Here is a 13,548-nt window from a genome sequence, read left to right as displayed (position 1 = left end):
CCGGTGCAGGAATCAACTTAGGAAGTGGTGTGCTGGGGCTGGGCTGACTCCACGCTTGCGTCATCCTCACCACATACCTTTTTCATCTCCAGGGCACTTCCGGGAGTTCAGGCCATGGCCGAATCCAATGCATCCAACGGGGGACAAACCCATCCTCTCGAGGCGATCGATCGGGACGTGGTGGATCGCCTTCTCTCCCGGGAGCAGCCAGCGGATCAGGACATCGTTGATCTGGCGCGTTTGCTGCTCCGCTACGAGGAGTTCCCTGGGGCCGATGGCCTGCGCGATGACCTCACGAGGGCCATGGGGCTTTGGGGGCTGAACAGAGAATCTCTGAACAGCCGCGCCCGTGAGCTCTGGAGCTCCGGTTTCCGGCCCGGCCAAGAACGTGAGGTGGCGGTTGGATCTGGCTTTGATACGGATCAGTCCGAGGCCAACTGATCGACTGATTTCGAGAACCTGACCAGACGTTCTGGCCAGAAGTCGCTTTTTAAGGGATATTGGAAAAGTCCCCATCACCCGGCCCGGCGTGCTCAGCACCCGGGTTTTTTTCTGTCTGCTCATGGCATCTGCATCTGCCCCCTGGTCTCAACTGCTGGAGCGATTGTTGGAAGGGGATGCGCTGCAGGCATCGGATGCGGCGGCATTGATGCAGGCCTGGCTCGCCGAGGAGCTCACTCCCGTGCAGACGGGTGCCTTTCTGGCCGCACTGCGCGCGTGTGGCGCTGATGGCCCCGGTCTGGCGGCCATGGCCGATGTGTTGCGTCGGGCCTGCCCCCTGCCATGTGCGCGTCCTGATCTGCTTTTGGTGGATACCTGCGGTACCGGGGGGGATGGGGCGGATACCTTCAATATCTCCACGGCGGTGGCTTTCACTGCCGCTGCCTGTGGAGCCGTGGTGGCAAAACATGGCAATCGCAGTGCCAGTGGAAAGGTGGGATCTGCTGATGTGCTCGAGGGGCTGGGAGTGCAGCTTCAGGCGCCCCTCCGCCAAGTGGTGGATGCCTTGCCTGATGCAGGCGTGACGTTTCTGTTCGCTCCCGCCTGGCATCCAGCTCTGATCAACCTGGCGCCCTTACGCCGCAGTCTGGGGGTGCGCACCGTGTTCAATCTTCTGGGCCCGTTGGTGAATCCGCTCCTGCCCAATGGTCAGGTGCTTGGCGTGGCTCGTCCTGATCTGCTCGATCCGATGGCGGAGGCCCTGCAGCGTCTCGGCCAGCAGCGGGCTGTGGTGGTGCATGGAGCGGGCGGTCTCGATGAAGCCTCCCTCGCGGGAACCAACACGCTGCGAATTCTGGACAATGGTGTGATTCGCTCTGAAGAGATCGCCCCAGCGGATCTCGGTCTTTGCGAAGCACCTCTATCGGCCATCAAGGGCGGCGATCTTCAGCTCAATCAGACGATTCTTCGCGATCTGCTGCAGGGCCGCGGCAGCGAGGCTCAGGGGCATGTGGTTGCCTTCAACACCGCACTCGTTCTCTGGGTTGCCGGGGTGGAGCCTGACCTGAAACTGGGGGCTCAGCGAGCTCTGACTGCCCTGGCCCAGGGCCAGCCATGGGCTCGGTTGGAGCGACTGCGACAGTCCCTGACCCACGCCGAGGAAGAATGAGAGCACGACTGTTGCTGATGGGGTCCCTCTGTTGATGACTGCTGCTGCTTCCCGGGAGTCGGCTCTACTGGTCTTGGCTGATGGCACGGTGTTTGAGGGGGTGGCCTGCGGCGCCCGCGGCAGTGTCATCGGGGAGGTGGTCTTCAACACGGGAATGACCGGCTACCAGGAGGTCCTCACGGATCCGAGCTATTCCGGGCAGTTGGTGACGTTCACCTACCCGGAGCTTGGCAACACGGGCGTGAATCCTGATGATCAGGAGGCGGAGATTCCCCATGCCCGGGGACTGATCGCCCGTCAGCTTGCGCCGCTACCCAGCAGTTGGCGTTCCCGCCAGACCCTTCCCGCTTGGTTGGATCAGCACGGTGTGGTGGGCATCGAGGGCATCGACACCAGGGCCTTGGTCCGTCATTTGCGCGAGACCGGCGCCATGAACGGTGTGATCAGCTCCGATGGCCGCACGCCTCAGGATCTGCTGAAAGCCGTGCAGGCGGCCCCTTCCATGGAGGGGCTGAACTTGGCGGACCAGGTCTCCACCTCCGAGCCTTACACCTGGACCACGCCCTGTTCCGCGGGATTCGACCAACGGCTGCAGTCAGCTCCAGACCGCCGTTACCGGGTGGTGGCGATCGACTTCGGAATCAAACGGGCGATCCTCGACCGCCTCGTCGGCCACGGCTGTGATGTGACGGTTCTGCCTGCCTCCACCGATCTGGCCTCGGTGATGGCCCATCACCCTGAAGGGGTGTTTCTCTCCAATGGACCTGGAGACCCGGCCGCTGTCAGCGGTGGAATCGCCCTCGCCCGGCAGCTCCTTGAGCAGCCCAACCTCCCTCTGTTCGGGATCTGTCTCGGACATCAGATTCTTGGTCTCGCGCTGGGTGGTTCCACGTTCAAGCTGGCTTACGGCCATCGGGGGCTCAACCACCCCTGCGGCACCAGTGGCCAGGTTGAGATCACGAGCCAAAACCATGGCTTCGCGCTAGACGCAGCCTCCCTAGACGGCGAGCAGATTGTGGTCACTCACCTCAATCTCAACGACCGAACGGTGGCGGCGATGGCCCATCGTCACCAGCCCGTCTTTGGAGTGCAGTACCACCCAGAAGCTAGTCCTGGCCCCCATGATGCCGATCACCACTTCGCCCGTTTCGTTGCACTCATGGCGGAACGGCGTTGAACCGTGGTGAACTGCGGTGACTCTCCCTACACTTCGGCACATCACTTCGGGGGGTTGGTCCCATCACTGAACTGCAGCGATTGACCGTTTCTCTGCGCGGCGGCTTCGAGCAAAGGGATCAGTGTCTGGTGTTCCACTTCACTGGTCAGCTGGATGCCTACTCCGAGAAGCAGTTCCTCGCCTATGTGGGCGATGTGCTTCAGGCCAACAAGTCCTCAGCGGTGATCGATCTCAGCAAGATCGATTTCATCGATTCCTCTGGGCTCGGCGCGATGGTTCAGCTCGCCAAGCAATGCAATGACGCCAAGCGCAGTTTCCTGGTGGTGGGTAACGCGAGGGTGATGCAGACCGTGAAGCTGGTTCGCCTCGAAGAGTTTCTTCATCTCGTGCCTGATCTGGAAAGTGCCATGAGTCAGCTGGCGGCTTGAGGAACTGGATCCGAGACCTGGAGGCCAGCAGCGTCCCGGTCGAGACCCTTGGTCCCCTTCAGCTCGCCTGGCTGGGAGATGCCGTTTGGGAGCTCCACCAGCGGCTGCGGCATTGCGGCAGCCCAGGCCGCTCTGACGATCTGCATCGTGCCGTGGTCTCGGAGGTCAAGGCCGCTGCCCAGGCCGCTGTTCTCGATCGCCTGGAGTCACACCTCACTGAGCAGGAGCTGGATCTGGTGCGTCGCGGACGCAATCGGGCCGGTCGGGGACCCCGGCGGGGGGAGGCATCCGTCTATGGGCGGGCCACGGGATTTGAGACAATGGTGGGCTGGCTCTTTTTGCAGAATCCGGCGCGGCTTGCCGAGCTTTTGGATCGACTCGAGGAGACCGAAAACGACCCGTCATAGCCCCAGTTTCTGCCCATGAGCTTCCGATCTGATCGCCGTTCCTCCGGGGGTGGCCGCTCCGGTGGCGGGCGCCCTTCCTCCGGGGGACGCCCCTCGGGAGGAGCACGCCCCTCCCGCGAAGGCCGTTTCCCGAGAGAAGGCCGTTTCCCCAGGGAAGGCCGTTTTCCCAGGGATGATCGTTTTTCACGAGACGAAGGTTCAGCCTCAGGCGAGGGGGGCTTCCAAGGGCGCCGTCCCTTCCGCGGCGGTCAGGGGGAAGATCGGCCGAGCTCGGGCCGTTTCCCAGGCAGCCGTCCAACGGGCAGCCGTCCAACGGGGGCTCGTCCCTACGGCGATCGTCGCCGGGATGATCGCTTTCGGTCTGACCGCCCTAATCGTTTTGCTGCTGACCGTCAGCCCTTTGGCCGTCGGGATGGGGATCGCAAGAGTGTTGATCGCTTCGATGGCGGTCGGGATGTCAGCGAGCGCTCGCGTCCTGATCAGGATCGCGAGCGCCCGTGGAGGGGGGGCTCCGACAGGTTCGCCGCCAACAGGGGCAGCCGTGATGGGATGAAGCGCTTTTCCTCTCGGCCTGAGCGCAGTCGTCCTGATCAGCGCAGGGCTCCCCAGCGCGCCTGGTTGAAGGATGAGCGGCCCCCTCTTCCCGAGGGGGAGGCCAGCAGTCATGCCCCAGAGGCGCCTGCCGACGATCTGCTCTGGGGACGCCATGCCACCCAAGCGGTGCTGGAGGCTGGGCGTCCGATCCATCGCATTTGGTGCACATCGGAGCTGAGGAGTGCGCCCCGCTTCTTGCAGCTGCTGCGCGATGCCAAGGCCTCGGGTGTGCTCGTGGAGGAGGTCACCTGGGCTCGCCTTGGCCAACTCACCGGTGGTGCCGTGCATCAGGGCATCGCTCTACAGACCGCGTCAGCGGAAACGTTTGATTTGCCTTCATTGATCGAGGGCTGCGCAACCCTTGGCGAGGCACCCTTACTGCTCGCCCTCGATGGCCTCACCGACCCCCATAACCTCGGCGCGATCGTTCGCTCCGCTGAGGCTCTGGGTGCCCACGGCGTTGTCTTGCCGCAGCGCCGCAGCGCCGGTTTGACCGGATCCGTGGCCAAGGTTGCCGCTGGTGCTCTGGAGCATCTGCCCGTCGCGCGGGTGGTCAACCTCAACCGCTCCCTTGAAACCCTGAAGGATGCCGGCTATCGGGTGATCGGCCTGGCTGAGGAGGGCGGGGTGACGTTGGCGGAGGCCGATCTGGATGGCCCTCTGGTGGTGGTCACCGGTTCGGAAGGGGATGGACTGTCTCTGTTGACCCGCCGTCATTGCGATCAACTGATCCGGATTCCACTTCGCGGGGTGACCCCAAGCCTGAATGCTTCCGTGGCCACAGCGATGTGCCTCTACGAGGTGGCGCGACGGGGGTGGATGAAGGATCTGAGAGGCCAGGCACCCTCCCCACCGATCACCAGGCCTCGCCTGAATCATGAGCAGGCCCAACCCGAACAGCTCGATGAACAGGGAGCTGAAGAGCGACCTGAAGAGCCTGCCTTGGTGGCTGCCGCAACGGAGGCGCCTGGGTTGCAGCTCGACCTCGAACGCCCCACGGACGGCGACCCGGAGTCGGACAACAGCGATTTCCAGAGCAGCGTCGAGCTCTGATTCGGATCCAATCTGCTGTTTTCGCTCGATTGAGATCCGCCAAATAGCCGGAATCAGGGCACAATGTCGGAGACATGCCTCCCTCCACATGGGCCCCCTGATCCGGCCGCTGCGCAGCTTCGCCAACGGTCTTGGACTGGCCTGGTGGGCAAGGGTTCAGACCCATGGCCCCGATGTGACCTATTGGTTCGGCCCTTTTGTGACGCGTGGAAGCCTCGAGCGGGAACTGCCCTCGTTTCTTGAGGATGTGGCATCTGAGGCGCCGGTCTCGATCGACCACAGCTGCCTGCGCTGCCGCCGTGGCGAGCCCTTCACCATCCCGGCAAGCGACGGCTGATAGCGTCGCAGCTGAATAGCAGCTCAAGCCGATGGCGATCGCCGAGTGGCGTCAGCAACTTGAACGGGGTGAGGTTTCGGCCCGTGAGCTCACGGACCACCATCTGGCCCGCATCGCCGCCGTTGATCCGAGCCTCCACGCTTACCTGGAGGTGACTGCCGATCGCGCCAGGGCAGATGCCGATCGCATTGATGCCGCTAGGCAGGCCGGTGAGACCCTCCCACCGCTCGCTGGTGTGCCGCTGGCCATCAAGGACAACCTCTGCACGCGCGGAGTCCGCACGACCTGCGCCAGCAGGATGCTGGAACAATTCGTTCCGCCCTACGAATCCACTGTCACCGATCGCCTTTGGAAGGCTGGTGCCGTGCTGCTCGGGAAGACCAATCTCGATGAATTCGCCATGGGCGGATCGACGGAAACTTCGGCCTTCGGTCCCACAGGCAATCCCTGGAACCTCGATCATGTTCCAGGCGGTAGCTCGGGTGGCAGCGCCGCGGCTCTCGCCGCCGGGGAATGCATGGCAGCCCTCGGTTCGGATACCGGCGGGTCGATTCGTCAGCCCGCTTCCTTCTGTGGTGTGGTCGGTCTGAAGCCCACCTATGGCCGCATCAGTCGTTATGGCTTGGTGGCTTTCGCCAGCTCTTTAGACCAGGTGGGTCCCTTTACCAGCACGGTTGCTGATGCCGCAGCTCTGCTCCAGGTCATGGCTGGTGAGGATCCCCGTGACTCCACCTGCCTGAAGGTGCCTGTGCCCGATTACAGCGCCACCCTGTCCGATCCGATCGATGGATTGCGGGTGGGCCTGGTGCGGGAGTGTTTTGAACAGGAGGGTCTCGACCCCCAGGTGAAGGCTGCAGTGCTCGCTGCCGCTGACCAACTTCAGAACCTCGGGGCTGAATTGGTTGATGTGAGCTGCCCGCGATTCAACGACGGCATCGCCACGTATTACGTCATCGCCCCATCGGAGGCTTCCGCCAATCTCGCCCGTTATGACGGCGTCAAATACGGCTTCCGGGCAGAGGCTGCTGACAGCCTGATCAGCATGACGGCACGCTCAAGGGCCGAAGGGTTCGGGCCTGAAGTTCAGCGCAGGATTCTCATCGGCACCTACGCGCTCTCCGCTGGTTACGTCGATGCCTATTACCGCAAGGCTCAGCAGGTGCGCACCTTGATCCGTCAGGACTTTGACGCTGCTTACCGCGCCGTGGATGTGCTCCTCACCCCCACGGCGCCGACCACCTCATTCCGGAAGGGAGCCCATGCGGATGATCCTCTGGCGATGTATCTCGCTGATCTGCTCACGATTCCGGCCAACCTGGCGGGTCTGCCGGCCATCAGCGTTCCCTGCGGTTTCGACACAGCCGGCCTGCCGATCGGTGTTCAGTTGATCGGCAACGTGCTTCAGGAGCAGCGCCTGCTCCAGGTGGCCCATCAGTACGAGCAGTCGGCGGCTGTCATGCAGCGACGCCCCGAGGGTGTGCTGATCCCATCCTGATCAGCATCAAGGTCGATCGTTGACCCCACAGGTGGTGGTTGCTGAGGTGAGTCCACCCTCTATCTTGCGCAGCCGCCTAGGCTGGGTACATGGCATTCGTCCCCCTCCATAACCACAGCGATTACAGCCTTCTCGATGGCGCCTCCCAGCTTCCCCAGATGGTGGAGCGGGTCAAGGAGCTTGGGATGCCTGCGCTTGCACTCACTGATCACGGTGTGATGTATGGGGCGATCGAGCTCCTGAAGTTATGCAAGGCCGCTGGGATCAAGCCGATCATCGGCAACGAGATGTATGTGATCAACGGCTCGATTGAAGATCCGCAGCAGAAGAAGGAGCGTCGTTATCACCTGGTGGTGCTTGCCAAGAACGCCACTGGTTATCGCAATCTGGTCAAGCTCACCAGCATCAGCCATCTACGGGGGAAGCGGGGCAAAGGAATCTTTTCGCGTGCCTGCATCGATAAGCAGTTGCTGAAGGAGCACAGCGAAGGCCTGATCGTGGCCACGGCCTGTCTCGGCGGGGAGATTCCCCAGGCGATTCTGCGGGGTCGTCCTGAGGTGGCGCGGGATGTAGCTCGCTGGTACCAAGAGGTCTTCGGCGAAGACTTTTACCTCGAGATTCAAGACCATGGATCGCTCGAGGATCGGATCGTCAATGTGGAGATTGTGCGGATCGCTCGCGAATTGGGCATCGGCCTGATCGCCACCAACGATGCTCACTACCTCACCCGCAACGATGTGGAGGCCCATGACGCGCTTCTCTGTGTGCTCACAGGCAAGCTGATCAGCGACGAGAAGCGATTGCGATACACCGGCACCGAGTACATCCGTAGCGAGGAGGAGATGGGGCGCCTGTTCGCTGATCACCTCGAGCCCGATGTCGTGCAGGAGGCGATTGCCACCACAGCACGGGTGGCCGAAAAGGTTGAGGACTATGACATCCTCGGCCGTTATCAGATGCCCCGCTTCCCGATACCGGATGGGCATACCCCTGTGAGTTATCTCCAGCAGGTGTCTGAGCAGGGGCTCCGGCATCGTCTTGGTCTCGATGATTCCGCTGCCATTGATCCTCTCTATGGCGAGAGGCTCACCTATGAGCTTGGGATCATGGAGCAGATGGGGTTCCCCACCTACTTCTTGGTGGTCTGGGATTACATCCGCTTTGCTCGAGAACAGGGCATTCCTGTTGGCCCGGGCCGTGGTTCTGCGGCAGGGTCCCTCGTGGCCTATGCCCTAGGGATCACCAATATCGACCCGGTGAGTAATGGCTTGCTGTTTGAGCGATTCCTCAATCCGGAACGTAAGTCGATGCCTGATATCGATACGGATTTCTGCATCGAGCGTCGTAGTGAGGTGATTGATTACGTCACCCAGCGCTATGGCGACGACAAGGTGGCTCAGATCATTACGTTCAACCGGATGACATCAAAGGCCGTCCTGAAGGATGTGGCGCGCGTGCTGGATATTCCCTATGGCGATGCTGATCGGCTGGCGAAATTAATCCCTGTGGTGCGTGGTAAGCCAGCAAAGCTAGCCGCAATGATTGGCGACGAATCTCCCAATCCTGAATTCCGCCAGAAATATGAAAGTGACCCAGTCGTGAAGCGCTGGGTTGATATGGCCATGCGGATCGAGGGTACGAACAAAACCTTCGGGGTGCACGCTGCCGGTGTAGTGATTGCCGCTGATCCCCTGGATGAGCTTGTGCCGTTGCAGCGCAACAACGATGGCCAGGTGATCACCCAATATTTCATGGAGGATGTGGAGTCGATGGGGCTCCTGAAGATGGATTTCCTTGGCCTCAAGAATCTCACCATGATTGATAAGACCCTCGAGCTGGTGGAGTCCAGCCTGGGGCAACGAATTGATCCCGATCAATTACCGCCGCAGGATGATGCGACTTTTGCTTTGTTGGCACGGGGAGATCTGGAAGGTATTTTTCAGCTTGAATCCACTGGCATGCGCCAGATCGTCCGTGATCTCAAGCCATCATCGTTAGAAGATATTTCATCCATTCTCGCGCTTTATCGTCCAGGGCCTTTGGACGCAGGTCTGATTCCAAAATTCATCAATCGTAAGCACGGTCGCGAAGCGATCGACTTTGCCCATCAGTCTCTGGAGCCGATTCTTCAAGAAACCTACGGGATCATGGTGTATCAGGAGCAGATCATGCGAATTGCGCAGGATCTGGCCGGCTATTCCCTGGGGGAAGCTGATCTGCTGCGACGGGCGATGGGTAAGAAAAAAGTGTCGGAAATGCAAAAGCATCGTGGCATTTTCGTGAAGGGTGCCAGTGAGCGTGGGGTTGACGAAAAAGTCGCCGATGAGCTCTTTGACCAGATGGTTCTCTTCGCCGAATATTGCTTCAACAAAAGTCATTCCACCGCCTATGGCGCGGTGACATATCAGACCGCTTATCTCAAGGCGCACTATCCGGTCGCTTACATGGCGGCGCTGCTCACCGTTAATGCTGGTGCCAGCGACAAGGTGCAGCGCTACATCTCCAATTGCAATGCCATGGGCATTGAGGTGATGCCGCCGGATGTGAATGCCTCTGGCACAGACTTCACCCCTACAGGTGAGCGCATCCTGTTTGGCCTTTCCGCTGTGCGTAATTTGGGCGATGGCGCCATCCGCCAGCTCATCGCCAGCCGTGAGGCTGATGGACCGTTCCAGTCGCTTGCCGATCTCTGTGATCGCCTGCCCTCGTCAGTGCTGAATCGCCGCAGCTTGGAATCGTTGATTCACTGCGGAGCGATGGATGCCCTTGAGCCGCAGGCGAATCGTGCCCAGCTGATGGCCGACCTTGATCTGCTGCTTGATTGGGCCTCATCCCGAGCCAAGGATCGGGAACGCGGTCAGGGGAATCTGTTTGATCTAATGGCGGCCTCCTCTGATGATGACGGCCAGGGCGGAGCTGATCTCAGCCTGGCTCCCAAGGCGTCACCGGTGCCTGACTACCACCCCTCCGAGAAGCTTCGGCTTGAGAAGGAACTCGTGGGCTTCTATCTCTCTGATCATCCCCTGAAGCAGCTGACTCCTCCAGCACGGCTGCTCGCCCCAATCGGTTTGGGCAGCCTTCAGGAGCAGGCCGATAAGGCCAAAGTCAGTGCAATCGCGATGATCAGCGAGCTCCGTCAGGTGACGACGCGCAAGGGAGATCGGATGGCGGTTCTCCAGCTGGAGGATCTCACCGGTAGCTGTGAGGCGGTGGTCTTCCCTAAGAGCTATGCGCGTCTCTCCGATCATCTGCTTGCCGAGGCACGGCTGCTCGTTTGGGCCTCTGTCGACCGTCGCGACGAGCGCGTGCAGCTGATTGTTGACGACTGCAGGGCGATTGATGATCTGCGGTTGTTGCTGGTGGAGCTCAACCCCGAGCAGGCCAGTGATGTGGCGATTCAGCACAAACTGCGCGAATGCCTCCAGGTGCATCGCCCCCAGCAGGACGAACTGGGGGTGAGGGTGCCTGTGGTGGCAGCAGTGCGTCAGGGGGCTGATGTGCGCTATGTGCGCCTGGGGTCCCAGTTCTGCGTTCGGGATGCTCAGCTGGCCGCCACTGCTCTGGAACAGCAATCGTTTGCGGCCCGATGCAGTGAACCGCTGCTGCGCTGAGTTCCCGGCCTAGCGCTGACTCATCCCTGCTTCTGGGCCTTGATCGACGCTCGCATCCGTTGGAGGTTCGGCCGAAGATTTTCAAAGCCCAACAGAGTGCCAGGGGTGGGTTCCCAGCTGGCGGAGAGCACGCCGTAGCTGAGTCCGCCAAGACCCAGCAAGAAAAAAGCCCCAGAGCTCACCAAGGTGAGTCCGGGGGGAATGTCCATGATTCCGCGACTGACCAGCAGGTAGCTGACCACAAAGACAGCCATTCCCATCACAGAGGGAATACCCGTGGCGATCACGACCCGCCGTGCCATCCGGTTGGCGACATGCTTCGGAATGGCTTCTGCTGCCTTAGGCCGACCTCCCGATGGTCCTCCCTTGCGAGGCTCGAAGGGCAGAGGATTTCGGGGGTCGGCCATGACGTCAAGAGCTTGGGCGGACCGCAGCTCTTCAGCCGCGGATGCCCAGTTTGGCGATCAGGCTGCTGTAGCGCTCCTCGCTCTTGCCACGCACGTAGCTGAGCAGGCGCTTCCGGCGGCCGATCATCTTGAGTAGGCCCTGGCGAGAGGAGAAGTCGTGGATGTTCTGCTGGAGGTGGCTGCTGAGCTTGGAGATGCGCTCGCTCAGCATCGCCACCTGGACCTCAGCCGATCCGGTGTCGGTGGCGTGAGTCTGATGGGTGTTGATCAGTTGCTGCTTTTCGGTGGTATCGAGCGACATGCGCGGCGTCTGGCCCTGACAGTGCAAACAACCAATTTACCTCCTCATGGGCCCCTGCAAGGTCAGTCGCGCCTCAGCCGGCTTCAAGGCTGAGACGCCGCAGGCTTTCCCTCAGCCAGGCATCCCCATCCGAGGCCTCTGGTTTTGACTCTTCCGCTGCCACCGCCCTGAGGGCCCGGCGGATCTCCAGGTCTTCGTAGCCCAGCGCCATCAGGGTGACCTCAAGCTCCTGCAGGGCTTCCGCCTGGATTGGTAGGGCCTTCACGTCGCTACGGTCCACCAGGGAGAGGGGCGCTTCACTGCGCTGACTCCAGCTCGCTAGCCGCTCGCGCAGTTCCACCGCCAACCGTTCAGCCGTCCGTTTGCCTACCCCTTGGGCCTGGCTGAGACGCCGTAGGTCTCCCTCAAGAATCGCGTTGACCAGTTCCTCCGGATTGCAGCACTCCAGCAGCGAAAGTCCCATCTGAGGTCCCACTCCGTTGACGGCGATCAGAATCCGGAAGAGGTCCCGTTCGTGCCGCTCGGGAAAGCCGAACAGGCTGCAACCGTCGTCTTTTTGCACCTGGTGAATCCAGAGGGTGCAGTGGCTGCCATCGCTCAGTCGGTGCAGATGCCGTTCAGCCAGCTGCACTTCGTAGCCGACCCCTGAGCAGTTGATCAGAAGCCCCTTGCGGCTGCCCTGTTCCCAGCTGTCGATGCGCTCCCCTTGCAGCCAGCCGATCATGGGGACGTTCCTCTCTGCGCCCATGCTGCCCGACCCGACGCCGTTCCCCCAGGGGGTCTTCGCTTTCAGGCGGTGGTTTGCGTTGGTGTTCAGCGCCGTTCTGGCCCTGACGCTCTCAGCCTGCACTGCCAGTTCACAGCCACCCCGTGCCGTGCTTCTTCGCGCGCTTGGGCTTCAGATCACCCTGACGCAGTCGGCGATTGCGCGCTCACTCGATTTAGACGCAGCCGGGGATCCGGAGGTGAGTCGGGTGCGCGTCGAGGATCAGGACTCGATCCGCCTTGGTGACCACCGCGGCCTTCATCTCACCGGACGCTTTGACTGGCAGCTCCCGGGCGATCGGGTCAGGGTCGACAGCCCGTTTGAGCTGTTTCTGGAGCGGGGGGAACGCGGTGAGAGCTGGCGACTGGCTCAACCCGTGGGCTCCAGTGATGGAAGCTCCCAGGAGTGGGTCACTTATCCGCTGCCGATCGACCCCACCTGATCAGGGGGAGGTTGGCGGGCGCTCAAGCTGATCAGGGTCGCCCCAAGGACGCAGGTGGCACCGAGTACCACCATGCTGGTGACCGGCTCTGCGAAGAACAGCACCCCCCAGATCGTGGCAAAGACCACCTGGACGTAGTTGATGGAGGTGGCGCGTGCCGCCGGCAGTGCGGCCAGGCCCTCCGTAAGCCAGACCTGGCCCAGTTGGGTGAATAGACCAACGCCGACCAGCCAGAGCCACTGGGTCGCGGAGGGCCACACTGCCGAATGCCACAGAAAGGGAAGGGTGGCGGGCACGGAGACAAGCGGAAAGTAGAAGACGATCACAAGGGGGTGTTCGCTCCTGGAGAGCTGACGCACGCTCACGTAAGCCAGCGCCGTGAGCAAAGCCCCACCGAGGCCGATCAGCACGGCCACCATCGACAGGTTTTGCACTGCCGTCAGGTCAGCTCCAGCGTTGGCGATCCATTGGGGCTGTACCACCAGGGTCACCCCTAGCCAGCCCAGCAGCACGGCGATGCTGATTCGCTTACGCAAGGGTTCTCCCAACATCAGCCAGGCGGACAGAGCTGTGAGCGTGGGATAGGTGTATTGGATCAGGGTCGCCGCCGCCAGGGGTAGGCGAGCGAGGGCTTCGAAGAAGAACAGCAGAGCCGTGGTGCCGAGCGCACCGCGCAGCAGGAGGAGTCCCCGCCGTTGGCCCCAGGGCGAGACCTGCGCCTGGCGCAGCATGCTCAGCGTGATGGCGATGCTGATGAAGGAGCGCACGAGCACGATTTCCGCGACGGGCAGTTGGCCCCCGAGATGCTTGACGCAAACGGTCATCAGGCTGAAAGCCAGCGAGCAGGCGATCAGGAGTCCGCAGGCTCTCCATTGCGTCGCTGACTGACGCGCTCGGATCGCGTTGAGCAGGGCTCCCATG

At 61.8% G+C, this 13,548-nt stretch carries 14 protein-coding genes; 10 read left to right on the top strand and 4 right to left on the bottom strand.

Translation table 11 applies throughout. From position 1 onward, the window contains the following. Nucleotides 1-114: 114 nt before the first annotated feature. The 9 genes from CWE17_RS06095 (at nucleotide 115) to CWE17_RS06055 (ending at nucleotide 10,711) form a co-directional block, all read left to right on the top strand. Nucleotides 115-441: a DUF3288 family protein gene (locus CWE17_RS06095; protein WP_131455466.1), complete on the top strand. Its 327-nt coding sequence runs from the start codon at nucleotides 115-117 to the stop codon at nucleotides 439-441. A gap of 121 nt (nucleotides 442-562) precedes the next feature. Next, nucleotides 563-1,609, top strand: a complete 1,047-nt coding sequence (gene trpD / locus CWE17_RS06090) for an anthranilate phosphoribosyltransferase (RefSeq protein WP_131455465.1) — start codon at nucleotides 563-565, stop codon at nucleotides 1,607-1,609. Between the two features lie 34 nt (nucleotides 1,610-1,643). Next, nucleotides 1,644-2,786 (top strand): glutamine-hydrolyzing carbamoyl-phosphate synthase small subunit, encoded by a 1,143-nt coding sequence (carA, locus tag CWE17_RS06085; RefSeq protein WP_131455464.1) that lies wholly within the window; start codon nucleotides 1,644-1,646, stop codon nucleotides 2,784-2,786. 80 nt (nucleotides 2,787-2,866) lie between these two features. Continuing rightward, nucleotides 2,867-3,214: an STAS domain-containing protein gene (locus tag CWE17_RS06080; RefSeq protein WP_131455463.1), complete on the top strand. Its 348-nt coding sequence runs from the start codon at nucleotides 2,867-2,869 to the stop codon at nucleotides 3,212-3,214. After that, nucleotides 3,211-3,621, top strand: a complete 411-nt coding sequence (locus tag CWE17_RS06075; RefSeq protein WP_131455462.1) for a ribonuclease III domain-containing protein — start codon at nucleotides 3,211-3,213, stop codon at nucleotides 3,619-3,621. Before CWE17_RS06080 ends, CWE17_RS06075 begins: the two co-directional genes overlap by 4 nt. Before the next feature lie 15 nt (nucleotides 3,622-3,636). After that, the gene (gene rlmB / locus CWE17_RS06070; RefSeq protein ID WP_240789272.1) at nucleotides 3,637-5,268 is read left to right on the top strand and encodes a 23S rRNA (guanosine(2251)-2'-O)-methyltransferase RlmB; all 1,632 of its coding nucleotides are present in this window, start codon (nucleotides 3,637-3,639) and stop codon (nucleotides 5,266-5,268) included. A gap of 88 nt (nucleotides 5,269-5,356) precedes the next feature. Further along, nucleotides 5,357-5,605, top strand: a complete 249-nt coding sequence (locus tag CWE17_RS06065; RefSeq protein WP_131455461.1) for a DUF1816 domain-containing protein — start codon at nucleotides 5,357-5,359, stop codon at nucleotides 5,603-5,605. A gap of 31 nt (nucleotides 5,606-5,636) precedes the next feature. Beyond that, the gene (gene gatA / locus CWE17_RS06060) at nucleotides 5,637-7,100 is read left to right on the top strand and encodes an Asp-tRNA(Asn)/Glu-tRNA(Gln) amidotransferase subunit GatA (RefSeq protein WP_131455460.1); all 1,464 of its coding nucleotides are present in this window, start codon (nucleotides 5,637-5,639) and stop codon (nucleotides 7,098-7,100) included. An 89-nt stretch (nucleotides 7,101-7,189) separates the two neighbouring features. After that, a complete protein-coding gene (locus CWE17_RS06055; protein WP_131455459.1) occupies nucleotides 7,190-10,711 on the top strand; it encodes a DNA polymerase III subunit alpha in 3,522 nt (1,173 codons plus the stop codon). Nucleotides 10,712-10,731: 20 nt separating this feature from the next. Here CWE17_RS06055 and CWE17_RS06050 read toward each other — a convergent pair whose 3' ends face one another. The 3 genes from CWE17_RS06050 to ruvA all read right to left on the bottom strand — a co-directional run bounded on the left by CWE17_RS06050 (nucleotide 10,732) and on the right by ruvA (nucleotide 12,143). Beyond that, nucleotides 10,732-11,118, bottom strand: a complete 387-nt coding sequence (locus CWE17_RS06050) for a PAM68 family protein (RefSeq protein ID WP_131455458.1) — start codon at nucleotides 11,116-11,118, stop codon at nucleotides 10,732-10,734. A 31-nt stretch (nucleotides 11,119-11,149) separates the two neighbouring features. Next, the gene (rpsO, locus tag CWE17_RS06045) at nucleotides 11,150-11,419 is read right to left on the bottom strand and encodes a 30S ribosomal protein S15 (protein WP_131455457.1); all 270 of its coding nucleotides are present in this window, start codon (nucleotides 11,417-11,419) and stop codon (nucleotides 11,150-11,152) included. Nucleotides 11,420-11,492: 73 nt separating this feature from the next. After that, complete coding sequence (gene ruvA / locus CWE17_RS06040; protein WP_131455456.1) at nucleotides 11,493-12,143, bottom strand: Holliday junction branch migration protein RuvA; 651 nt, start codon at nucleotides 12,141-12,143, stop codon at nucleotides 11,493-11,495. 22 nt (nucleotides 12,144-12,165) lie between these two features. On the opposite strand from ruvA, the gene CWE17_RS06035 reads away from it, so the two are divergent. Beyond that, entirely contained in the window at nucleotides 12,166-12,627 is a 462-nt protein-coding gene (locus CWE17_RS06035; RefSeq protein WP_131455598.1) for a hypothetical protein, read from the top strand. On the opposite strand, the gene CWE17_RS06030 is transcribed toward CWE17_RS06035, so the two are convergent. Continuing rightward, the gene (locus CWE17_RS06030; RefSeq protein ID WP_131455455.1) at nucleotides 12,600-13,547 is read right to left on the bottom strand and encodes a DMT family transporter; all 948 of its coding nucleotides are present in this window, start codon (nucleotides 13,545-13,547) and stop codon (nucleotides 12,600-12,602) included. The genes CWE17_RS06035 and CWE17_RS06030 overlap by 28 nt on opposite strands. Nucleotide 13,548 lies beyond the last annotated feature (1 nt).

This window comes from Synechococcus sp. BS56D (assembly GCF_004332405.1).
Taxonomy (GTDB): domain Bacteria; phylum Cyanobacteriota; class Cyanobacteriia; order PCC-6307; family Cyanobiaceae; genus Synechococcus_C.
Note: the sequence above shows the minus strand (reverse complement) of the source record. Positions and strands in the feature narration are given on the sequence as shown.